Genomic DNA, 21811 nt, shown 5'->3' with positions numbered 1-21811 from the left:
TTTTACCTACTTTAATATTCTCCCTTAATCACAAAAAACGAGCCCCGAATGGTTCCAGCTAGTTTAGACTTCTGCCTGGCAAACTTAAACTTTCCTTCTAACTCCTTTGGTACTTCCATCCCTTCAGACAGCTTAAAACCAACTGCCCGCTTCTTAGGATTATCAATCGTATACAAGACGTTGACCGAAAGACCATCCTCATAAAAGACGTAAGTCCAATCGATATTTTCCACTTGAAAACGCGATGTTTCTAAAGGTTTGGCGGCAAACTCAATATCACGTTCCTCTTTCAAGATCCGGTTTACGTAATCAAGTGTATCCTGACTTTCACTAGCTGGTACAACCGTAAATTCATGCTTGTATTTGTTCATAAAGTAACGCGCTTCATTAGCACGCAAACCAGCAAGTGCCTCTGCTACTGGTGAAGACTCTAAACCAACCGTAGACACATTTTTAAAATCAACGATATAGGACATTTCCATTCCTCCTCTCTTTACTTCCGTACTACTGGAATCCACATTTCACCAAATACTAAGCCGTTTCGCTGTCCCATTTCAACCGTTGTATTGGGCCCGCCAACATAGGCAAAGTTCGCAGCTTCCGGCAATACTTGACCGAAGGCAATGCCAGAAAGTTTATTGCTTAACTCATCAGCCGTCTTGCCTTCCCCTTTCACAACCAGGTACTCCCCTTTAGGAAATTGGATGACTCTGTGTTCTTCTGGTACCGTTGCCTCTGTCATGACACCGGCATAATGCATCATCTTGTTATTCACTGCTTCATTTACGGCAAAAATGTAGTCATTTGTGGCAATCGATTTTAATTTATCAAGCATTCCATTTTGTTTAACGGCCTGCCAAAAATCTGCCTTTTCCTTATTAATGCCTGCATAGTCTGTATAGTTGCTCTTAAGCTCTGTTCCAATGCCTAAAACGGTAAAACTTTTTTTCTCTTCTAAAGAATAGTCTGCCATGTTCAAAAACTTCCTTTCAAATAAATTTGTTTTTTCACTTGATGAGTTTATAATAGCGTTAAATCATGTCAAAAAATGATACTGTTTAGGAGTCACGATGAAAAAAGTTGAACGGATTAACACCATCATGCGGTACATCAATAACCGCTCCCACTTTACCATATCTGAGATCATGCAAGAATTTAACATCTCTCGTTCGACAGCAATTAGAGATATCAGAGAAATAGAAGCCATGGGGATGCCGCTTGTCGCTGAGGTTGGAAGGGATGGGGGCTATTTTGTCATGCAAAACTCTGTCCTTCCCATTGTTCGTTTTACTGATAATGAGGTCAAAGCGCTTTTTATTGCCTTTATGGCAACAAGAAATCAGCAGCTTCCTTATCTAAAGAGCCGTCAGTCTTTAGCTGAAAAGTTACTGGGCCTCATCTCAGAAAATCAGCAAGATGACCTGGTTCATTTAAATCAAATCTTACTTTTTGAAGGGACCAACCCCAATAATCCCGACCTGCTTGAGCTTTCAGACCTTCCCCACCCCATGTTAGAAAAACTTATCCAGATTCTCCTTTTGGATAGTTACTTATTGGTGACGATGAAAGATGAAAAAGTAATAAACAGTTATCATATTTATCTCTTGCACCTTTATCATGAGAATAGCCTGTGGCTGATTGAAGGATTTGACCTAAAGGAAGAAAAGAGGAAGATTTTTAATGTTGACCATCTCCTTCATGTTGAACCCTTCCAGCCACAAACTAGATTAAGTAAGAAAAAGATTTTAGAAAAACTAAGTGAGCGGGAAGAAGAAATAAACCTTGTTCTTGAACTTGGTCCAAAAGCAATTGCCCAGTTCAGAAAATACCATCCTTTAAAGGTTTCTATTTCCTATACAAATCCTTATCAAACTACAGCCATTCTAAGGACTTTTATTCATGTGGATCATCCTGAGGAATTGGCCGAAATAACAAATTGGCTGCTGTTCCTAGGTGGAGATATTAAGGTAAGGGCAATACCAGAAGAAGTCTTAGAAGGTATACAAGAGAGGTTATTATCATTTTGCCCATAAGCAGTGTCAGTTAAAACCTAAATATTTTGAGTTAGTCCAGTTTCGTCTCCAATGCCGAAGTATAGTAAAATATCACAAGAGGGGTAGGATACTGTCTCTATTTTTTAAACAGTCATCTTATTAGGACTAACTTGTTTCCACTTCTCTATGAAATTCTATTAAGGGCTTAAATAATAAAAAACAGCATGTTAAACTATTACCAGCTTACCATTCCGTTTATGAATGATACTTGTTACCTCTGACAAATTGAAAAAATGTCTTATATTGAAAAGGGAGCTAAATGTTCAAAAACATTGAGAATAAAATACTTCTTTTGATAAACTCCAAGTGTAATTATTTTAACAAATGAATACGCCATGGAATAATAGAATACAGATGGTTTACTGGAAGCCATTTTGAAAAGGGAGGAACGCGAACCATGTCAGAAGAGTATCGCTCTCGCACAGAGCGAAGGAAAATACAAGAACAGCAAAAAGCTTCAGGACAAAAGGGGAGCAAGAAGACCGGAAAGAGCGTATGGAAAAAAGTTTTTTATATTTGTCTTACCCTAGGGCTTGTTATGATTTTAGTGGGCGCAGGTGCTTTTCTATATATCATCAAAGATGCGCCGAAGTTTGACGAAACGTTATTAAAAGACCCGTTATCCTCTGAAGTATATGCGGCTGATGAGAAGACTTTAATAGCCGAGGTTGGTAAAGAAAAACGGGACGATATTACGATCGATCAAATACCTGATGTCCTCAAAAATGCGGTGTTGGCAACTGAAGATGCCCGTTTTTACCAGCATCACGGGATCGATGTAAAACGGACACTTGTTGCAATTGGGACGAATATCACTTCTGGTACTTCTCAAGGCGGAAGCACGATAACCCAGCAAATTGTCAAAAATTCATTTTTAACTACTCAAAAAACAGTTACACGAAAAGTGCAAGAATGGTATTTGGCTATCCAATTAGAAAGACAATTTACGAAAGATCAAATTCTTGAAATGTATTTTAATAAAAATTTGTATGGCAGTGATGTATATGGGGTGGCAAAAGCGGCCCAACGATTTTTCGGCTTAGGTCCAGATGAGTTAGATCAATTGACGCTCGAACAAGCGGCCTTACTAGCGGGGATTCCGCAAAGCCCAAATAACTATATTCCTACTGTTGAAAGTAATCTTCCGAATGCAGAAAAGCGAAGGAATTTAGTTCTTCAGTATATGAATAGACATGGTTATATTTCTAAAGCGGAAATGCAAAAAGCACAAAGTACACCGATAAAAGATACGTTAAATATTCAACAAAAACAAACGAATAAATACCAGGCATTTGTTGATACGGTGATACAGGAAGTTCAAACCAAAACAAAAGCGAATATTTTTGAAGACGGGCTAAAAATTTATACAACGATTGATCCGAAAATCCAACAAGTAACGGAAGATGTCCTATCAACCAATGAGTATATCAACTATCCAGATAATGATATGTTACAGTCAGCTGTTGTCATTTTGGATACACAAACAGGCGCCATCAAAGCAATCGGCGGCGGAAGGAATTATCAAACCGGGGGCTATAACTATGCGACAAAGATTAGACGCCACCCAGGCTCAACGATTAAGCCAATTCTTGATTACGGGCCAGCCATTGAAAAATTCCAATGGTCGACCGGACACATTATAAAGGACGAGCCTTATCAATATTCGACTGGTACTCCAATCCGCAATGCCAACCGTTCCTATGCTGGAAATAAGTCGATAAGAGATCACTTAACATGGTCGCGGAATATTCCAGCGTTAAAAACGTATCAAGAAGTAGGGGCTGACTATGCTACAGATTTTGCCAATAGTCTTGGTTTCCCAATTTCAGATACACAAAAAGCAAATGAATCGAATGCCATTGGTGCCATTGATGCCGCATCACCGCTGAATATGGCTGGTGCGTATGCTGCATTTGGAAATGGCGGCTATTATATTGAACCATACACGGTTTCAAAAATTGTTTATGCAAATGGAACAGAAGATAAATTGGCTTCAAGTAAAAAGAAAGTAATGGAGGATTATACGGCATTCCTCATTACAGATATGTTGCGCTCGGTTATGGATTCCGGTACAGGGACCATGGCCAATATTTCAGGTCTTGATTTAGCGGGCAAAACGGGGACCACCAGCTTTGATGAATCAGCCATAAAAAAATATGGATTACCGGGCAATGCAACGCGTGACGCCTGGTTTGTAGGATATACGCCACAGTACACCGGTGCGGTTTGGACAGGATATACCGAAACAAAATCGAAAGATGACTATTTAGGAACCACAAGTGCAAACTTTTCTAAGTTAGTGTTTAAAGCCATCCTGTCACGGGCAGATGCCAGCACAGAAAAATTTAAGCAACCTAGCAGTGTGGCAAAATCCGGGAATGAATACTACGTAAAAGGCGGGGAAAAACCGAAGCCGCCAAAACCGGATAAACCGACGGATGTGAAAGCAGCCTATGATGAAGCTTCCGACAGCATTCAATTAACATGGAATTACAATTCAGGAGATTCCGGGACAACCTTTGAAGTTTCTTATACGGTGGACGGAAAAGCTGCAAGCTTGCCGTCAACGGGTGAGAAGCAAGCAGTTCTGCAAGGCCCTGAGAAAGGAAAAACCTATGTGTTTAATGTCGTTGCAGTTACGGGAGGCACCAAGAGTGATGCGGCTTCTGCTTCCTTAACGGTTCAAGGTACAGAAGAAGCGTTAAAAAGTCCAAGTGGATTGCAAGCTAAATATGATAAAAACTCGAACCAAATTACAATCAGTTGGGGCAACAATAATGCCAATGCACAAAATGTGAGCTATGTAGTTTCTTTTACAGTAAATGGCACTACCCAAACTTTAGCGCCAACATCCGTGACGAATGCAACATTGAGTAACCCGCTGCCAGGTCAAACGTATGTCATTAAGGTAGTGGCTTCCAATAATACAGGAACAAGTGAACCAGCTTCCACATCTGTTACAGTAGATCACCAAGAGAAGAATGACAACAACAATGGGAAAGGGAATACTGGAGAGGCAGAACCAGTGACTGGAGAGACGAAACCAACAAATCCTTAATGTATTCAGTTAGGGAGACCGTCTGGCTTTAGACGGTCTCCTTTTATGTTTTCTTAGTACTGGATTTACTCCACAGGGACGGTTCTTATGGCATTCTCCGGAAAAATATCCACAAGAACCGTCCCCATGGTTCCCAAATGAACCTTTTTATCTGCTCAGTTGTATATGTTTATAGATGAATTAGAGGGAGTGGATGAAAGATGGCGTTAGGCTGGTTAATAGGGACAATTGCAGCAGCAATAATTGGGACGACTTTTGCAATACTCATTGCTACAATGAATAAAAAGGTAGTTAGGGATTACAAAGGGAACATTGATTTCTGTAAGTCTGACATTTATTTTTACTGGACTAGATGGGATTATACGATCATATTAGCTGCTGTTTACACATTTTTGTGTATCATGGGCCTTTTTATATTTTTGCTTCGGGGCGATAATATCAAAAGCCCGTGGATCCAGTTTTTTCTGCATCAAACCTTTGTATTTTCATTAATCACCTTTATTTGGTTTATTACCCGAATATCCTATGTTTTTAAAGGGATTAAAGAGCGGTGGTCTGATGAATTCAAATAGTGAAAAAGCATCTGATGTTGTAGAAAATCAGGTGGAGTATTCGATAGAAGAATTATTTATTACCTACAAAGCTCCCATTTACCAATTTGTTTATCGGTATTGCCAAGATGAACAGCTTAGTATTGATCTTGTCCAAGATACTTTTGAAAAATTTCATAGATATCAGGCACAATTTGATTCACAAAAGTCCAGCCTAAAAACCTATTTATTTCGGATAGCCTACCAGCTGATGATCAATCGGTTAAAAAGGCGAAGCCGCATGAATAAATTGCTGCCATTCTTATACAACCAGAATCATAAAACACAAATTTCACATGATGAGATACTCAGCATCCAAGCAGCCCTCCAGCAGCTGCCTGATGAACAACGTTCAGTTATTTTATTATATTATTATCATGATTTGTCACAAAAGGAGATTTCAAACATTCTTGAAATCCCAATCGGTACAGTGAAATCAAGGCTGCACGTATCACTAAAAAAATTAAAAGGTCTATTGGAGGAGAACGGATGAGTAAAAATGAGATAACGGATGAACTTCAAACCAGGCTGGATGAATTTCATGTGAAAGTTCCGGATATATCCATTAAAAAGAGTAAGCTAAATCGTTTGGCAAACTGGATTTATGCTCCGGCTGCAGATCCGCTTGAAGCACTTTCAATCAATAGAAATTCAATAACTCGAATTGTCTTCTACCCGCTTCTTTTCGTACTGGCATTATTATTTGCCCCGTTCTTCTTTATTTGAAGCCACCGCTTAAAAAAAGGAATGGAGAAAATTCAATCTACCTTAAATAAAATAATTGTGTAAAATAGGGATATGATCATTTGCTGCCCAGGAGGACCCGTACATGGCAACAATTAAAGAAATAGCTGAAAGGGCAAAGGTTTCGCGCACCACCGTTTCAAGAGTTATAAATAATTCTGGTTACGTTAGTGAGGAAGCAAAAAAGAGAGTATTACAGGTAATAGAAGAGACAGGGTATATCCCAAGTGAAAATGCAAAATCGTTACGGACGAAGAAGACAAAAGTAATTGGCGTGATTCTTCCTAAAATTAGTACAGAAACATCGAGCCGTCTTGTAAAGGGATTGGACCATGTATTGGCAAAAGAGGGTTATCAAATTCTTTTAACAAATACAAATCTCGAAACTGAAAAAGAGATAGAATATCTAAGGTTATTGAAAAGTAGACATGTGGATGGAATTATCTTGTCTGCGACTATTATTAACCAGCCTCTAATAGATGAAATTAATCAATTGAATATCCCGTTTGTCACAGTTGGACAATATATCTCGGGACTTGCCAATGTGCTTTTTGATGATTACCAGGCCTCTAAAGATATGGTTAATTACATCGTTAATAAGGGCTATAAACAGATCGCATTTATTGGGGTAGATGAAAAGGACCGTTCCGTAGGTTATCTACGAAAAGCTGGTTACTTAGATGCAATGAAAGAAAATCATTTACTTGTTGAAGATAGCTGGGTGCAAAAAGGAATATTTGATGTAGAATCCGGGTATCATTGCATGAAACAAATGATGGATTTTTCCAAACAAAAGCCTTCTGCAGTACTTGCCGTAACCGATCGGCTTGCGATTGGAGCTATGCAATATATAAAAGAAGCCGGACTTTCCATACCTGCTGATATAGCAGTGGCAGGAATGGGTGCGTCAGAGCTGTCCAAATTTATTTCGCCAGCCTTAACTACCCTCGACTTCTCAATGGAGGAGGTAGGGCGCGAAGCAGCGGGTTTATTATTAGAGCAAATAAACGGAGAAATTTACCATGAAAAAATTAAGATGGTAAAGTATAGACTTATTGAACGTTCCAGTATATAATGACTGTGTAATCGATTTCATATTTGTTTTCTCGGTTACACTTTATTTTTTTGAAAAAGTGGAATCGATTCCACAATGATTGCTTTGTAACAAATCAAAAATTTTTTCTTCTTTATGGAATCGATTCCATAAAAATAGGGTGGAATCTTCTTAATAATAAAAAATAACTTTTATCTTTTATTACGACAGTCCATTCCACAAATTAAAAATAGGGGTGAGTATAGATGACGGAAAATCGCAAAATTGCTGAAGAAGTGATAGAAGCAGTTGGAGGAAAAGAGAATATTCAATCCGTGGCCCATTGTGCGACCAGACTTCGAATTATGGTCAATGATAAAGAAAAAATCGACCAGGAACAAATAGAACAGATTAGCAAAGTAAAAGGAGCTTTCTTTAATTCCGGTCAATACCAAATCATCTTTGGCACCGGTACTGTCAATAAAATATATGAAGAGGTATCGAACCTTGGCCTTGAAACCAAGTCCACATCTGAGCAGAAAAAAGAAGCTGTAAAAAGCGGAACGAAATTCCAAAGAGCCATTCGGACCTTTGGAGATGTATTTGTTCCAATTATACCTGTACTAGTTGCTACTGGCTTATTTATGGGTCTTCGCGGCTTAGTAATGCAGGATCAAATCTTAGCTTTATTTGGAATGAAACCGGATGATGTATCACAGAACTTCTTATTATTTACCCAGGTATTGACTGACACGGCATTTGCCTTCCTGCCGGCTCTTGTTGCCTGGTCCACTTTCAGAGTTTTCGGTGGAACTCCGATTATTGGATTAATATTGGGACTTATGCTGGTCTCGCCTTCCTTACCAAATGCTTATGCCGTTGCAGGCGGTGACGCAGAGGCGCTTCGATTCTTTGGCTTTATTCCGGTAGTTGGTTATCAAGGATCTGTAATTCCAGCCTTTATTGCTGGTATTATAGGGGCGAAACTTGAAAGGGCAATTAGAAAGCGTGTTCCAGAATCATTGGATTTAATTGTTACACCATTTTTGACGCTTCTTGTCATGATTGTGCTTTCCTTATTAATCATAGGACCAATTTTTCATACAGTTGAACAAGGAATTCTACATGTTGCTACGAGTGTTCTTTCATGGCCGTTTGGCTTGGCTGGTCTATTAATTGGTGGATTGAACCAGCTTATTGTCATCACAGGTGTTCACCATGTCTTTAATATGTTAGAGATCCAGCTATTGGCTGAGTATAAAAACAACCCATACAACGCCATTGTAACGTGCGCGGTTGCAGCACAGGGCGGTGCCTCACTGGCTGTTGGCTTAAAGACAAAGTCTGCAAAATTAAAAGCGCTTGCCTTGCCATCCTCTTTCTCAGCATTTTTAGGCATTACGGAACCGGCCATTTTTGGGGTTAACCTTCGTTATGGTAAACCATTTATTATGGCTTTAATTGGCGGTGCCGTAGGTGGATTTACGGCTTCAATCCTTGGACTTAAGGCAACAGGGATGGCGGTTACGGTTATTCCTGGTACCTTGCTTTATTTAAATGGGCAGATATTGCAATATATCTTAGTAAACCTAATTGCCATTGCCGTAGCCTTCATTTTGACATGGCTGTTCGGCTATTCAGATAAGGAAACAAACGAAATTAAACAATAAAGGGGAAAAGGCAAGAATACAACTTGCCTTTTCTTTTTAAGAGAACATACAGGAGGTTCACCTATGACTGAACAAGAAGGTCTCCTCATTCAAAAAGCTTACAATGAAGTGAAAAAATATAAGAATAAGGTGATAAATGACCCTTATCGTTTAAAGTATCATCTAATGTCACCCGTTGGATTATTAAATGACCCGAATGGGCTAATTCAGTATAAAGGGGTTTACCATGTTTTCTATCAGTGGAACCCATTTGACACGGCGCATGGTGCTAAATTTTGGGGACATTATACATCTACAGATATGGTAAATTGGCGTGAGGAACCGATTGCCTTGGCACCGAGTAATTGGTATGAAAGAAACGGTTGTTACTCTGGAAGTGCTGTTGCATCGGATGAAAAGCTCTATCTCTTTTATACAGGGAATGTAAAGCAAGAAGATGGGACTCGCGAGACTTATCAATGTCTTGCAGTATCTTCAGATGGAATCCATTTTGAAAAACACGGTCCTGTACTAAAGCTCCCGGAGCATTATACCCCCCACTTTCGCGATCCAAAGGTTTGGAAAGAAGGGAATCGCTGGTATATGGTTGTGGGCGCCCAGACTTTGGATGAAAAGGGTGCGGCTGTTTTATTTAGTTCACAAGATTTGTATCATTGGGAGGAATTAGGAAAGATAGCCGGATCAGCAATGAATGGTATCGGCGATTTTGGCTATATGTGGGAATGCCCAGACCTGATTCATTTAAATGGGAAAGACATATTATTGGTTTCGCCCCAGGGGCTTGAGCCAAGCGGCCATTTATATCATAATTTGTTCCAATCTGGCTATTTTGTTGGAGAATTAAATTATCATTCCCTTGATTTTCAACATGGAGCATTTACGGAGTTAGACCGCGGCTTTGACTTCTATGCTCCACAAACCTTTACAGATGAACAGGGGAGAACAATTCTTTACGGCTGGATGGGAATTACCGATGAAACGGAGTCGTATCAACCGACTATCGCCAATCATTGGGTGCATGCCTTAACGATTCCAAGGGAATTGGAGCTAAGAGACGGCAAAATTTATCAAAAGCCGGTGGAGGAATTAAAAAAACTTAGGAAAGATCAACAAGAGTATGAAGGGAATCATATCCTACTGAATGGAGTATCAGCGGAATTGCTGCTGCAATTAGACGGGAAAGCTGTTCCATTTCAAATTTCATTCCGGAATGAGGCCACTTTATTCTTTGAGCCGGATAAAAAGGAAATCAGTCTGCAAAGAAGAAATGTGAAAACAGATGCCATTGAAACTAGAACCTGCAAAATAGATTCTGTTTCTAAGCTTCAGATTTTTATCGATCATTCTTCCCTGGAGATTTTCATTAATAATGGTGAAGAAGTTTTTACCTCGCGTTATTTTCCAAATTTAACGAATGAATTGATTAGTTTTGATAGGGAAGCGGTATGTAAATTGACCAAGTGGAATCTTGGTTAGGTGTTCTCCATAAGTCTAGGCACTATTAAAAAAGGTGTGTACAAAAATAATTACACACCTTTTTTAGGTTTTAACAGGCTTTTATCTTTTCATTTGAATCATAAACTTATAGCGGTCAGCCCGATAAGACGAGCGAACATATTCAACTGGCGTTCCGTCCTTTAGAAAGGTTTGCTGCTGAATTAGCATAATGGGAGACCCCTTTTTAATCCTTAAATATTCGGATTCAACATCGCTGGCAATCGACGCTTCAATGACCTGTGATGCATGATCAATTGTAAAATTCAATTGTTCCTCAATAAATGCGTAAACAGATTTTTTTACAATTTGTTCTGTCAGTCCTTTAACCAGGTTTGCTGAAATATAATTCGATTCTAATGCCATTGGAACATCATCAGCCAAACGAATGCGTTTAATTTCATAAACAGGTCCATATTCCTGGATACCTAATTGGCTGGCGATTTGGATGGTTGCAGGGATCACTTCAAAGGAAATGAGTTGGCTTCCCGGTTTAAGCCCTCTAGAAACCATATCCTCGGTAAAGCTTCTTAATTGATGAAGGGGCTGTTCAATCTTTCGCTCTGAGACGAACGTTCCTTTGCCTTGAATTCGATATAAGTATCCTTCATTGACAAGCTGGGTTAAAGCTTGTCTTACTGTCATCCGGCTGATTTGCAGTTTTTCTGCATATTCTCTTTCCGGAGGAATTAAATCGCCAGGTTTTAATTCCCCTTTATCGATTAAATCCTTTATAAGCTCTTGTAGTTGATAATAAATGGGGATTGGGGAATCCTTTCTAATCATTCTCCTCTCAACTGCATCCTTTCTATTTAAACTGAAAACTGTTTGCTTTTCATTAGGCTCTGTTAAACGGAAATGTTTATTTTCTTAACTGATGATTTGGAGCGGAAGGTGCCCCATGCCTGCGGATTCGCTGAGCACCGGGAGCGGAAAATCAACAGCCAAATTTAACAAAGCCTTTCATTAAAGGACTAAAGAGATGAAGATGTTAACAATGGACCTTTAAATCAGCAATCGCAGCCTTATCTGCAATAATTGTAACATATGGATGACTTTTCAGAATGGAGGCTGGAAAACTTTCATCGACATTTCCAGTCACCAGCCTTTTTAAGGCCTCTCTTTTTTGCTCTCCAGAAATAAGTAAGAGAATTTCTTTGCTCTTCATAATTGTGCCGATTCCCATTGTAATGGCTTTTGTTGGTACTTCCTCTAAGCTAGTAAAGAATCTTGCATTCGCTTTTCTGGTTGAAGGAGTTAATTGAACTAAATGGGTTTCGGAATCAAAGGATGTACCGGGTTCATTAAAGCCGATATGGCCATTTGCTCCGATGCCAAGAAGTTGTAAGTCAATGCCTTTATGATTTGCAATTAGTTGCTCATAATCATCGCATTCCTTAAGGACATCATCCACATCCCCACGGGGAATAAAGGTGTTATTCTTCTGAATGTCAATATGATTAAATAAGTTAACGTTCATATAATACCGATAACTATTTACATGATCCCCTGTGAGTCCAACATATTCATCTAAATTGAAGGTTGTGACTGATTGGTATGAGGTTCCATTCTCTTGGTGGTCAGAAATTAATTTAGAATACACACCGATGGGGGTTCCACCTGTTGCAAGCCCAAGTTTTATTTTTGGATTCTCATTCACCTTTTTAATGATATAAGCAGCAGCGATTTTACTCATATCTTGATAATCTTTTGCTTCAATGATTTTCATTGTGTTCTCCTCCTTTAGAGTAGGCAACCTCACCACGGCATAGAGTCATATAGACATCCATGTTCTCGTCAAGAATGACAATATCTGCATCTTTTCCCTCTGAAAGGCTTCCTTTGCGGTCAAAAATATTTAGTTGTTTAGCAGGGTTGACAGCCGCCATTTCAACGGCATCCTCCAGTTGGCAGCCAGCAAAAGAAACGATATTTTTAACACCTTGGCCTAACTTCAAAATACTTCCGGCCAGTGTTCCGTCACTCAAAACAGCCTTTCCATCCTTCACTGTGACATCTTGGCCGCCTAAATCATAATTTCCGTTCTTTAGACATTTTGCCCGCATAGCATCAGTAATTAGAATGATTCCCTTTTTCCCTTTTTGTTTATAGGCAAGTTTCACCATGTCAGGGTGGACATGAACTCCATCAACAATTAACTCTGCTTTTAATTCATCTTTTAGAAATGCAGCCCCCACGACACCTGGTTCACGGTGGTGCAATCCCCTCATTTGATTGTATAGATGGGTAACATGGTTTACTCCTGCCTCAATGGCCTCGATCACTTCTTCATAGGTTGCATCCGTATGACCGATGGAAGCAATAATTCCTTTTTCTTTTAAGTATTTAACCAGCTCGATTCCATTAGGCAGTTCGGGTGCCAATGTGACGAGCTTAATGGTGTCAGCTGAGACTTCTTCCCACTTTTTAAACAATTCTAGATTTGGGTCAATAATATGCTGGATTGGTTGAGCACCAGCCTTGGTTTTATTTACAAAGGGACCTTCAAGATGGATTCCCAGTATTTCTGCTTTTCCGGGTGATTGATATTTGTTGATGTATTTTCCCGCATTATTTAAGGCAGCTTCAATTTGACTTTCTTCCTGGGTAATGGTGGTTGCCAAAAAGCTAGTAGTGCCCTCACCAGGTAATGCATGTGACATGATATCCAGGGCTTCTTGCGTAGCATCCATCGTATCTGCTCCGTTTGCTCCGTGGATATGGACATCGATAAAACCAGGGATGGCTTTGTATCCTAAAGGAAGGTCGATTACTTCAAATTCTTCCTGGGAGGATAGGGTTTCCATCGCTCCTAGTTCAACTATTTTTTGATTCTTTATTTTTAAATACCCATTGTTAATCCATTTATCTTCAGAATAAATTTGGATACCTTTGAGCAATATACTGTTAGATTTTGTCTCCATCAAAGTTCCATCCTTTCCGTTCACCTTAATCTTATCATTCCTATAATATAGATGTCTATACCAATTTAAAGGAAAGAAAATCCGCACCTATATAAAACCCTCACTTACAAGGAATTTTAAATTAGACAGATATCGGGTGGTATATACAACTATATGATATTATGATTAATGGTCTGTTGGAATTGACATTAATCCTATAATAGAGTTGCTCTTTGCGTTAGCGGAGACATATGGAGCGGAAGGCGCACGACTTGCGGGCTCATTCAAGCGACTAGAGCGGAAATCAACAGCTCAATTTAATAGAGTATAATTCAAAAAAATTGTCGAGAAGATACCCTTCTCGACAATTTGATTTAGTAAAAACTAGTTTATTTATAATACAACACTAACAATGATCCCTGAAAGAATGCTGACAAGTGTGGCGCCGTATAACAGTTTCAGACCAAAACGCGCCACGACATTTCCCTGCTTTTCATTCAGACTTTTAACCGCCCCAGTAATAATACCAATGGATGAAAAGTTGGCGAAGGAAACCAGGAACACCGAAAGAATTCCGAGTGTACGGTCACTGAAGTGATAATCGCCGCCAGACAAATCCAGCATCGCAACAAATTCATTCGTTACCATCTTGGTGGCCATGATTCCCCCGGCATTCACTGCTTCCGATGAAGGAATTCCCATCATGAAGGCAATAGGTGCAAACAGATAACCTAATAGCTGCTGAAAGGAAATGCTAAACAATAACTCAAACACATGATTGATGCCTGACATTAAAGCAATGAACCCGATCAGCATGGCTCCAACGATAACCGCAACCTTAAAGCCGTCAAGGATATACTCCCCAAGCATTTCAAAAAAGGTCTGTTTTTCTAAATTTTGAATCTCTAAAATATCTTCACTTGACTGCACCTCGTACGGATTAATGAGCGAAGTGATGATGAACCCGCCAAATAAATTTAATACTAAAGCGGTAACAACGTATTTTGGCTCGAGCATCGTCATATAAGACCCGACAATGGACATCGATACTGTTGACATCGCCGAAGCACATAGAGTATACAGACGCTGTTTTGACAGCAGGCCGAGTTGTTTTTTTACGGTAATGAATACCTCTGATTGGCCTACCATCAACGAAGCTACTGCATTATAGGACTCTAGCTTACCCATGCCGTTTACTTTACTTAATAGCAATCCGATAGCTTTCATGAGCAACGGCAGAATTCTTAAATGTTGAAGGATCCCAATTAAGACGGAAATAAAGACAATGGGCAGCAATACCGTTAAGAAGAATGGGGCCTCTCCTTTGTTGGCCATACCGCCAAATACAAAGGAAACTCCTTCACTTGCATATTCGAGCAGTTGGTTAAAAACCGTAGCTATTGCCTTAATGATGATGTAGCCATATTCTGTGTTTAACAGCAGCACAGATAAAATAATTTGAATGGCAATCATTATGATAATTGGTTTAAACTTTACTTGCTTTCGGTTGGAGCTTGCCAGCCAAGCTAAAAACAATACAACAATAATACCTAAAATCGAAATACCATATCGCATATGTAACCTCCTGATGCACTCAAACTTGTCTATAATATTCTTTTTTATTTATGAATGCAATGGATAATTTGCCCATATTTCATCCGAAGTACCAGACAAATTCGAAATTATTTATATCCTTTTTACTGTTTACCTGCCATTAAAATAAGTGCCTACCACTTTGATTTAAGGTTAGTTTAAGGTTAATTCTTAATATAATAGTTAACGGTTATTATAATATTGGAGGTATAATATTTTGAGCAAAAAAATAGGTACAATTGTTTTACTCTTATCACTGGTAATAAACTTGGTGTTTTTAGGCATCATCATAAAAGATTCTACGCAAGAAGATTCAGGCGGTACGCAGTTATCTTATTCGATCACGGGTTATCAAGGTGACCCCGAGAAAGATTTAGTTCATGTGATTAATAACACAAAAAGCGAATTGAATATTGCCATCTATAACCTTGATAATGAGCAAATTGCAGACGCCATTTATGCTGCTGCAGAAAGAGGAGTTTCCATAAGGATCATTGCGGATGGAGAAAATACAGAAAATAAAGATAGCAGAAAGATATTTAAGGAGTTTGAGAAACTTAATATTCCTATTAAAATTAGTACAGATGAAAAAATGCATGTCAAGCTGACCATATCCGACAATCAAACAGTCGTAACGGGTTCTTTTAATTACACAAAAGATTCTGCAGAGGAAAATCAAGAAAACCTCGTAACGGTGAAGGATTCTGATTTGGCCTCATCCATGAATGATACCTTTAATCAATTATGGAATAGCAATGATTTGGAAGATTGGTAGAAAAAGGGTGTCCCGGAAGTATAACCATTTGGGGCACCCTTTTTATTAACTAAGCTGTAAAATTGTCATCGTAGCTAAGCATTATTGCTGATTTTACTCATCAAGGGCAAAAATATGGTTGGTGAAGTTCACATCATTACCTTTGACGCGGATTTCAAGAGTGACTACAAATTCAATTCCGGGCATAACCGATTTGGATCTTTCTTGAGGTGTTAAAAGGATTACTTTGTTGATGGTATGGGGTTTAAGAGATAACCCAACTTCTCATAAACAGGTAACGTTGGTGCAATGATGACTTTCCCGGTTCCTCTGAATGTCTGAAGCAAACCTTCGCCGGATGCAGCAGAACCGAAAATGCTTTTTGTTGACTTTTCTACCGTGAAATCAATGTTTCCAAGCCGGAATAGTGTGAAATTGCCATCTACTTGAACCGTTTCATTTTGGAGTTCAAACTCCACCAGTTCCTCCTCAGGGACAGGTATTTCAAACACGCAATAGCCGCTTCCGGATACTTTTGTTTGAAACAATCCTTCTCCTCCGGCAATGGCGGAGGATATATTTTTCATGGCCTGAACAGAAACAGTAACACTCGACTCACAGCAATAAAACAGGCCTTTATCGGCAATCATTTCATCGTGGTCAAGTTCCACAATCATATAGTGTTTAAAACTAGGTTCTAAGTAAATAATCCCGCTTCCTTGGTATTGTGGTTTAATCGCTGATTCATTCGTTAATACACTGGAGGTCAAACCTTTTAAAAAGCCCTTTGCGCCGGAACCTCCTAAACTTTTTAACGTAATATTGCCCTTCATAAACTGCAGTGCGCCGGCTTCAGCGGTGAGGGAGCTGTTTTTAAGAGTAATCCTTACTTGTCGTAATTTAATGCTGGATTTTTGCGCAAAGTATAGCTTTTCGGCAACAGTAAAGTTATCATTGCCACCTAAGTTCTGGTACTCCAAAACCTCAATTTTTATATTTTGATTTTCGACGAAACTTACTACTTGATAGGCTTCAGACATTGTAATAACTCCTTCTTTACTTTATAGTTATACTTTATCATTGGTTTTTGTTTATTTTACCAAATGTTTGTTTTATATCGAAATATTTCGGCAAACATAACTTCAGGATAAGGTGAAATGCTTTCCGCATCCTGTTAAGCGTTGAAGAATGAACATTACTGCCCGTTAATGCGGGATAAGTCAATGAAGGGAACCGTATCATAAGCTTGAGACGGTTTTTAATTTATTTTCACATTGCAAAGGAGGAAAAAACGTGATAAATATAACGATCCCAAAACCAAGTGTGAGTATTACCAAAAAGAATAATCCAGAGGAAAGTAATATTTATGGGTTTACCGAGTTCCATCTTATCCCTAGAGATAAAGGTGGAATATTTATGTTCTATAATCACAACCAAGAGCTATTATTTGTTGGGAAAGCCAGAAAGTTACGCCAAAGGATTAAAAAGCATTTTGAGGACAATGTATCTCCAATGAAAATGCATCGGGATGAAGTAGCGAGGATTGATGTATGTATTGTGGATGACCCGGCACATAGGGAAATTTATGAAACGTATATCATTAATGAACTTAAGGCGAAATATAATATAGACAAGGTGTTTTTTAGATAATCTAAGTATTTATAAGAATAGGAATCGAGGTAGTCGAACATTACCTCGATTCTATTTGTTTAAGTCCATTTAACGTGAATGGACTTTTTCGCCTTGTACCCATACTTCCCGAATATTTTCTGGTCGAACATTATAGATCAGTTTCTGGAACACATCATATAAATCTTCATTGTCATCAAAAATTGGAAGCTTTGCAGTGGATACTTTTGTATCAATGATTTGTACATCCCATGTATAGTTTTCTTGGATTTGTCCGACTGGCAAATTCAGGCTATCTCCTCCGCCAGCGGTCGCAAGATAGAAAGCTTCATTAATGGTAATGCGAGAATTTGGTACACCGCGTTCCTCAGCTGGAAGGGCTGTGTCAACACCGTCTTCTAACATTCTGGAAGACACAACGGCCTGTTTGACATTATCATATAGGCTAGGCGTTGCCCCTGCAGAAATATCAGTTCCTAAACCAATATCAATCCCTTTGGCCATGAAGCGGGACAGGGGGAGAACGCTATTGGCGAAGTAAGCATTTGATAAGGGACAATGGGCAATGGCAGTTCCGGTTCTAGCAAAAAGGGAAGCATCATTGTCATCTAAGAAATTGCAATGAGCCATGACTGATTTGTCCGTTAATAGTCCAAAGTCGTTTAATGCAAAAGCATCATGTTTATGAAAACGCTCTTGTACATAATGGTGTGCCCAATCACTTTCGCTGCAATGAGATTGAATATGTGTATCATACTTTAAGGCAAGTTCGCCTAAGCCCTTTAACGCTTCATCGGTACAGCTTGGAATAAACCGAGGTGTAACAACGGGATACACCCCTTGCTTCACTGTTTGAGCTAACTCCTTTACGGCTAAAATAAACTCTTCTGTATTGATGAGTGCTGTTTTGGTATCCTGATCACGATAATAGGAAGGGTTTTGTTCAGCATCGTCCATGACGACCTTTCCCACTAAACCACGCTGACCTTTTTGGGCACAAATTTCTGCCAATAAGATACTTGCTTCTTTATGAACTGTTGCAAAATAAAGGGCTGTTGTTGTTCCGTTTGATAGTAAGGTGTCCACTAAGTCTTCATAAACTTTTTTTGCAAAGGTTAAATCGGAATATTTCGCTTCCAGGGGAAAAGTGTACTCATTTAACCAGTCGTATAGGGGAAGGTCCTGTGCTGTACCTGATTGAGCCCATTGCGGGGCATGTACATGCAAGTCCACAAAACCTGGTAAGAGATATTGGCCCTCCGCCAAACGATGAAAGTTTTCTTGCCCTTTATAGGTATCTAGTAACAGCTGGTAATCAGCTTGTTTAGGTGCAACGATTTTTTCAATCATACCATCTGCATTTACACAGAAAAGGTAATCCTTTAAAATGCTCAGTTTCTTGGGGGAATCACTTGTAAAAGCAGTTCCTTGAAAAATTTGCGTATATTTACCCATAAACATCTTCCTAACGTTCGTATTTTGTGTTATTATCATGATTGTAATGAATAAATAATTTGTAGTCTATAGAAATGCACGAATTCTTTCTGTAAGACGTCATTCAAAAAATAAATATTGTTTTTCATATAATCGTAGGGATATGGCCTACAAGTTTCTACCCGTTTACCGTAAATAAACTGACTATGAAAAGCAGGGCAAGGATGGACTCTTCTTTATTTGGAGTTTATTCTTTCTTTCGTATTTCGTTGTTTAGAAGCTCGAGGTACATGCTTTTCTACGTTTTGGAAAGCATGTGCTTCGGGCTTTTCTATTAGAAACTGTGATTATAGGGAAACAAATGGGGAGATGGACCATAATGGAGAGTACGGCAAGGAAACTCGAATCTGAGGAAATAAGGGATGAAGTCAGCGGGCAGATGAAGCAGGATGTTTCTGCTGGGCAAGCATTATTCTTGGGTTTACAGCAAGTGTTGGCAATGGACCTTTTTATACCACCGGTTATTTTAGCTGGAATGTTATCCTTTTCTGTTTCTGATAGTACAATGCTCATTCAAATGACGTTTCTTGCTTGTGGTATTGCGACCATTATTCAAGCTGGGTTTGCGATGAAACTGCCTGTCATGCAGGGGCCTTCCTTTGTGCCGCTAAGTGCACTGGCTGCCATTGGCACCACATCCGGTATTGGTGCCATGATTGGGAGTTTGATACCAGGCGCCATATTAATTGCGATATTAGGGTCTCTCAAAGTTTTTAGTAAGGTTGTGAGAAAATTCATTCCCCCGATTGTGGCGGGAACAGTTATTGTCGTGGTCGGCATTTCGCTAATGCCGAGTGCCATCAATTCCATTTATACGGCACAAGGAAGCTTTGGAACTAATATATTGGTGGCTTGTATAACAGCGGCTGTGCTTATTTTTTGTATGTATGTCGGGGAAAAGTCAAAAACAAAACTGAAATATATTAAGCTGGTATCAGTTATTTTAGCACTGGGGATTGGAACGATTGTTGCTTCATCTTTTGGTTTGGTCAACTTCTCATCGGTTGGAAAGTCAGCCTGGTTCCAGATGCCAAGTATCTTTGCGTTTGGAACACCAACATTTGATGTTAATTCAATCTTGATCATGCTTGCAATCTATTTCATCGTCACCATTGAAACAACTGGTACATGGTTTACGGTTGGTAATGTAACAGGAGAAGAGCTTACAGATAAACGCTTAAATGGCGGGGCGTTTGGTGAAGGCTTAGGTTGTTTTATCGGCTCTTTCTTTGGGGGAACACCCGTAACAGGATATTCTTCCAATGCAGGAATTATTGCGATTACGGGCGTAAAAAGCCGGAAACCAATTGTTATGGGCGGTGTCATTTTAGTGATTCTGGGAATGATGCCTAAACTGATGAATGTTATTGCTTGTATTCCTGGGGTTGTCATTAACAGTGTGTTTGCGATTTTATGTGTCGTGATTATGATGAATGGATTTAAAGTCATCAAAGAAGTGCCGTTTACAGAAAGAAATATGCTTGTAATCGGTGTGTCCATCATGCTTGCGATGTTTGCGGTGCTAATGCCTGCCGATATTTCAAAGGGGCTGCCGCATATCGTCACTTATTTTGTTTCATCAGGAACAGCAGTGGGGGCTATTACGGCATTAATTCTTAATTTGGTTCTTCCGCAAAAGCTTGAAGACAGCGGACTAAAAAGTAAAGTAAATGTAACGATAAACTAATAATCTTAAAGTGGAGGATTCATCATGCAACAGGATCGATTATGGAATGAATGGCATCCGGTATGTAGGGCAGAGGCATTGCTGGATGACCCGAAACAGGTATTTGTCCTTGGTGAACGTGTCGTTATTTTTCGCAATGAAAAAGGCGTACATGCATTTAAGGACCTTTGTATTCACCGCGGAGCGGCATTATCACTCGGAAAAGTAAGAAATGGCAATCTGGCCTGTGCGTATCATGCTTGGGAATATAATTGTGAAGGCACATGTGTAAAAATTCCCGCGCTGCCAAGCGGCCGGCCAATTCCTACTAAGGCACGGGCAACCGTTTATCATTGTCAGGAATACCTTGGATTAATCTGGGTCAACTTGGGTGATGAACCAGCACCACTTGCTGCATATCCTGAATTTAGCCAGGAAGGCTATCGTACGGCGCTATGCGGTCCGTATGATGTGAAGGCAAATGGGCCCAGAATTATTGAAAATTTCCTTGATGTCTCTCATCTTATGTTCGTTCATGAAGGCTTGCTTGGAGATGAGGATCACGCTGAAGTGGCCAATTACGATGTGAATTTCCTTGATAATCGCATTGTCACTAGTAAAATTCCAGTTTATCAGCCGAACCCGGATGGCCGGTCAAAGGGTGGATATGCCAACTATGTGTATGAAATTTTAAATCCTACGACAGTCAGGTTTACCAAAACGACTGAAGGATCCGATGAGGAATTTACGATATTGCTTGCTGTCAATCAAGAGGATAACGAAAAATCAAAGGCTTTTATGCTATTAACCAGGAATTATGATTTGGATAAGCCGGATGAACCGTTTATTGAATTCCAGGATATTATTTTTAATCAAGACCTGGATATAGTGGAAAGTCAAAAGCCTGAGCTTCTTCCATTGGATCTGCAAGCAGAAATGCACTTAAAGTCAGATGCCCTTACGATAGCTTATCGGAGATGGTTACAAGAGCTTGGTGTGGAAAACGGGACAATAGCTCAATTAACGGTGAAGTAAGGATTAGAAAAGGAATAAACTAGTTAAGAATAATAAAATGTCTGGTTCAACGTAAAGTGAACAGGCATTTTTTGTTGTTAGTAAAGCCTTTTGA

20 protein-coding genes and 1 riboswitch are annotated in these 21811 nt (G+C 39.4%); of the genes, 12 read left to right on the top strand and 8 right to left on the bottom strand.

All coding sequences use genetic code 11. The features are described 5' to 3' along the window. Nucleotides 1-11: 11 nt before the first annotated feature. Nucleotides 12-476, bottom strand: coding sequence for a hypothetical protein (locus tag BN2425_RS21875; RefSeq protein ID WP_042464181.1), 465 nt, complete (start codon nucleotides 474-476; stop codon nucleotides 12-14). Between the two features lie 17 nt (nucleotides 477-493). Then, on the bottom strand, nucleotides 494-973 hold the full coding sequence (locus BN2425_RS21870; protein WP_042464179.1) for a GyrI-like domain-containing protein: 480 nt from the start codon (nucleotides 971-973) through the stop codon (nucleotides 494-496). A gap of 97 nt (nucleotides 974-1070) precedes the next feature. Between BN2425_RS21870 and BN2425_RS21865 the strand changes: the two genes are divergently transcribed. The 8 genes from BN2425_RS21865 to BN2425_RS21830 all read left to right on the top strand — a co-directional run bounded on the left by BN2425_RS21865 (nucleotide 1071) and on the right by BN2425_RS21830 (nucleotide 10625). Then, nucleotides 1071-2033, top strand: coding sequence for a helix-turn-helix transcriptional regulator (locus BN2425_RS21865; RefSeq protein WP_042464177.1), 963 nt, complete (start codon nucleotides 1071-1073; stop codon nucleotides 2031-2033). 418 nt (nucleotides 2034-2451) lie between these two features. After that, entirely contained in the window at nucleotides 2452-5112 is a 2661-nt protein-coding gene (locus BN2425_RS21860; RefSeq protein ID WP_042464175.1) for a PBP1A family penicillin-binding protein, read from the top strand. Nucleotides 5113-5312: 200 nt separating this feature from the next. Next, complete coding sequence (locus BN2425_RS21855) at nucleotides 5313-5684, top strand: hypothetical protein (RefSeq protein ID WP_042464173.1); 372 nt, start codon at nucleotides 5313-5315, stop codon at nucleotides 5682-5684. Next, nucleotides 5671-6195, top strand: coding sequence for an RNA polymerase sigma factor (locus BN2425_RS21850; RefSeq protein WP_042464171.1), 525 nt, complete (start codon nucleotides 5671-5673; stop codon nucleotides 6193-6195). The genes BN2425_RS21855 and BN2425_RS21850 overlap by 14 nt, the downstream gene beginning before the upstream one ends. Next, on the top strand, nucleotides 6192-6428 hold the full coding sequence (locus tag BN2425_RS21845) for a hypothetical protein (protein WP_042464168.1): 237 nt from the start codon (nucleotides 6192-6194) through the stop codon (nucleotides 6426-6428). Before BN2425_RS21850 ends, BN2425_RS21845 begins: the two co-directional genes overlap by 4 nt. Nucleotides 6429-6531: 103 nt before the next feature. Beyond that, nucleotides 6532-7521, top strand: coding sequence for a LacI family DNA-binding transcriptional regulator (locus tag BN2425_RS21840; protein WP_042464166.1), 990 nt, complete (start codon nucleotides 6532-6534; stop codon nucleotides 7519-7521). Nucleotides 7522-7745: 224 nt separating this feature from the next. Next, complete coding sequence (locus tag BN2425_RS21835; RefSeq protein ID WP_042464164.1) at nucleotides 7746-9149, top strand: sucrose-specific PTS transporter subunit IIBC; 1404 nt, start codon at nucleotides 7746-7748, stop codon at nucleotides 9147-9149. A gap of 63 nt (nucleotides 9150-9212) precedes the next feature. Continuing rightward, complete coding sequence (locus BN2425_RS21830; RefSeq protein WP_042464161.1) at nucleotides 9213-10625, top strand: glycoside hydrolase family 32 protein; 1413 nt, start codon at nucleotides 9213-9215, stop codon at nucleotides 10623-10625. Between the two features lie 81 nt (nucleotides 10626-10706). Here the strand turns inward: BN2425_RS21830 and BN2425_RS21825 are convergent, their stop codons facing one another. The 4 genes from BN2425_RS21825 to BN2425_RS21810 all read right to left on the bottom strand — a co-directional run bounded on the left by BN2425_RS21825 (nucleotide 10707) and on the right by BN2425_RS21810 (nucleotide 15121). Further along, nucleotides 10707-11429 (bottom strand): GntR family transcriptional regulator, encoded by a 723-nt coding sequence (locus BN2425_RS21825; protein ID WP_042464159.1) that lies wholly within the window; start codon nucleotides 11427-11429, stop codon nucleotides 10707-10709. A gap of 205 nt (nucleotides 11430-11634) precedes the next feature. Further along, a complete protein-coding gene (nagB, locus tag BN2425_RS21820) occupies nucleotides 11635-12372 on the bottom strand; it encodes a glucosamine-6-phosphate deaminase (RefSeq protein WP_042464157.1) in 738 nt (245 codons plus the stop codon). Next, a complete protein-coding gene (nagA, locus tag BN2425_RS21815) occupies nucleotides 12359-13567 on the bottom strand; it encodes an N-acetylglucosamine-6-phosphate deacetylase (RefSeq protein WP_042464154.1) in 1209 nt (402 codons plus the stop codon). Before nagA ends, nagB begins: the two co-directional genes overlap by 14 nt. A 372-nt stretch (nucleotides 13568-13939) precedes the next feature. Next, on the bottom strand, nucleotides 13940-15121 hold the full coding sequence (locus tag BN2425_RS21810) for a NupC/NupG family nucleoside CNT transporter (RefSeq protein ID WP_042464152.1): 1182 nt from the start codon (nucleotides 15119-15121) through the stop codon (nucleotides 13940-13942). A gap of 235 nt (nucleotides 15122-15356) precedes the next feature. Between BN2425_RS21810 and BN2425_RS21805 the strand changes: the two genes are divergently transcribed. Next, nucleotides 15357-15914, top strand: coding sequence for a phospholipase D-like domain-containing protein (locus BN2425_RS21805; protein WP_052352991.1), 558 nt, complete (start codon nucleotides 15357-15359; stop codon nucleotides 15912-15914). A 221-nt stretch (nucleotides 15915-16135) separates the two neighbouring features. Here the strand turns inward: BN2425_RS21805 and BN2425_RS21800 are convergent, their stop codons facing one another. Beyond that, the gene (locus BN2425_RS21800) at nucleotides 16136-16933 is read right to left on the bottom strand and encodes an AIM24 family protein (protein ID WP_042464150.1); all 798 of its coding nucleotides are present in this window, start codon (nucleotides 16931-16933) and stop codon (nucleotides 16136-16138) included. A gap of 253 nt (nucleotides 16934-17186) precedes the next feature. Here BN2425_RS21800 and BN2425_RS21795 point away from each other — a divergent pair, with 253 nt between their 5' ends. Then, nucleotides 17187-17543, top strand: a complete 357-nt coding sequence (locus BN2425_RS21795) for a nucleotide excision repair endonuclease (protein WP_042464148.1) — start codon at nucleotides 17187-17189, stop codon at nucleotides 17541-17543. 69 nt (nucleotides 17544-17612) lie between these two features. On the opposite strand, the gene guaD is transcribed toward BN2425_RS21795, so the two are convergent. Next, nucleotides 17613-18977 carry a guanine deaminase gene (guaD, locus tag BN2425_RS21790; protein ID WP_042464146.1) on the bottom strand — a complete coding sequence of 455 codons (1365 nt, stop codon included), beginning with the start codon at nucleotides 18975-18977 and terminating at the stop codon, nucleotides 17613-17615. 104 nt (nucleotides 18978-19081) lie between these two features. Continuing rightward, nucleotides 19082-19183: riboswitch (purine riboswitch) on the top strand. 152 nt (nucleotides 19184-19335) lie between these two features. Between guaD and BN2425_RS21785 the strand changes: the two genes are divergently transcribed. Continuing rightward, nucleotides 19336-20703 (top strand): nucleobase:cation symporter-2 family protein, encoded by a 1368-nt coding sequence (locus tag BN2425_RS21785; protein WP_042464145.1) that lies wholly within the window; start codon nucleotides 19336-19338, stop codon nucleotides 20701-20703. Nucleotides 20704-20727: 24 nt separating this feature from the next. After that, complete coding sequence (locus BN2425_RS21780) at nucleotides 20728-21717, top strand: aromatic ring-hydroxylating dioxygenase subunit alpha (RefSeq protein WP_042464143.1); 990 nt, start codon at nucleotides 20728-20730, stop codon at nucleotides 21715-21717. Nucleotides 21718-21811 lie beyond the last annotated feature (94 nt).

Source organism: Neobacillus dielmonensis, assembly GCF_000612665.1.
Lineage (GTDB): Bacteria > Bacillota > Bacilli > Bacillales > Cytobacillaceae > Neobacillus > Neobacillus dielmonensis.
Note: the sequence above shows the minus strand (reverse complement) of the source record. Positions and strands in the feature narration are given on the sequence as shown.

What these genes read in the sequence shown, in the direction of transcription:
- BN2425_RS21780 (WP_042464143.1), top strand. Translation starts at nt 20,728, where the DNA reads ATGCAACAGGATCGATTATGGAATGAATGGCATCCGGTATGTAGGGCA.
- BN2425_RS21850 (WP_042464171.1), top strand. Translation starts at nt 5,671, where the DNA reads ATGAATTCAAATAGTGAAAAAGCATCTGATGTTGTAGAAAATCAGGTG.
- BN2425_RS21860 (WP_042464175.1), top strand. Translation starts at nt 2,452, where the DNA reads ATGTCAGAAGAGTATCGCTCTCGCACAGAGCGAAGGAAAATACAAGAA.
- BN2425_RS21840 (WP_042464166.1), top strand. Translation starts at nt 6,532, where the DNA reads ATGGCAACAATTAAAGAAATAGCTGAAAGGGCAAAGGTTTCGCGCACC.
- BN2425_RS21800 (WP_042464150.1), bottom strand. Translation starts at nt 16,933, where the DNA reads ATGTCTGAAGCCTATCAAGTAGTAAGTTTCGTCGAAAATCAAAATATA.
- BN2425_RS21855 (WP_042464173.1), top strand. Translation starts at nt 5,313, where the DNA reads ATGGCGTTAGGCTGGTTAATAGGGACAATTGCAGCAGCAATAATTGGG.
- nagB (WP_042464157.1), bottom strand. Translation starts at nt 12,372, where the DNA reads ATGAAAATCATTGAAGCAAAAGATTATCAAGATATGAGTAAAATCGCT.
- nagA (WP_042464154.1), bottom strand. Translation starts at nt 13,567, where the DNA reads ATGGAGACAAAATCTAACAGTATATTGCTCAAAGGTATCCAAATTTAT.
- BN2425_RS21870 (WP_042464179.1), bottom strand. Translation starts at nt 973, where the DNA reads ATGGCAGACTATTCTTTAGAAGAGAAAAAAAGTTTTACCGTTTTAGGC.
- BN2425_RS21825 (WP_042464159.1), bottom strand. Translation starts at nt 11,429, where the DNA reads ATGATTAGAAAGGATTCCCCAATCCCCATTTATTATCAACTACAAGAG.
- BN2425_RS21875 (WP_042464181.1), bottom strand. Translation starts at nt 476, where the DNA reads ATGTCCTATATCGTTGATTTTAAAAATGTGTCTACGGTTGGTTTAGAG.
- BN2425_RS21865 (WP_042464177.1), top strand. Translation starts at nt 1,071, where the DNA reads ATGAAAAAAGTTGAACGGATTAACACCATCATGCGGTACATCAATAAC.
- BN2425_RS21785 (WP_042464145.1), top strand. Translation starts at nt 19,336, where the DNA reads ATGGAGAGTACGGCAAGGAAACTCGAATCTGAGGAAATAAGGGATGAA.
- BN2425_RS21835 (WP_042464164.1), top strand. Translation starts at nt 7,746, where the DNA reads ATGACGGAAAATCGCAAAATTGCTGAAGAAGTGATAGAAGCAGTTGGA.
- BN2425_RS21810 (WP_042464152.1), bottom strand. Translation starts at nt 15,121, where the DNA reads ATGCGATATGGTATTTCGATTTTAGGTATTATTGTTGTATTGTTTTTA.
- BN2425_RS21845 (WP_042464168.1), top strand. Translation starts at nt 6,192, where the DNA reads ATGAGTAAAAATGAGATAACGGATGAACTTCAAACCAGGCTGGATGAA.
- BN2425_RS21830 (WP_042464161.1), top strand. Translation starts at nt 9,213, where the DNA reads ATGACTGAACAAGAAGGTCTCCTCATTCAAAAAGCTTACAATGAAGTG.
- guaD (WP_042464146.1), bottom strand. Translation starts at nt 18,977, where the DNA reads ATGGGTAAATATACGCAAATTTTTCAAGGAACTGCTTTTACAAGTGAT.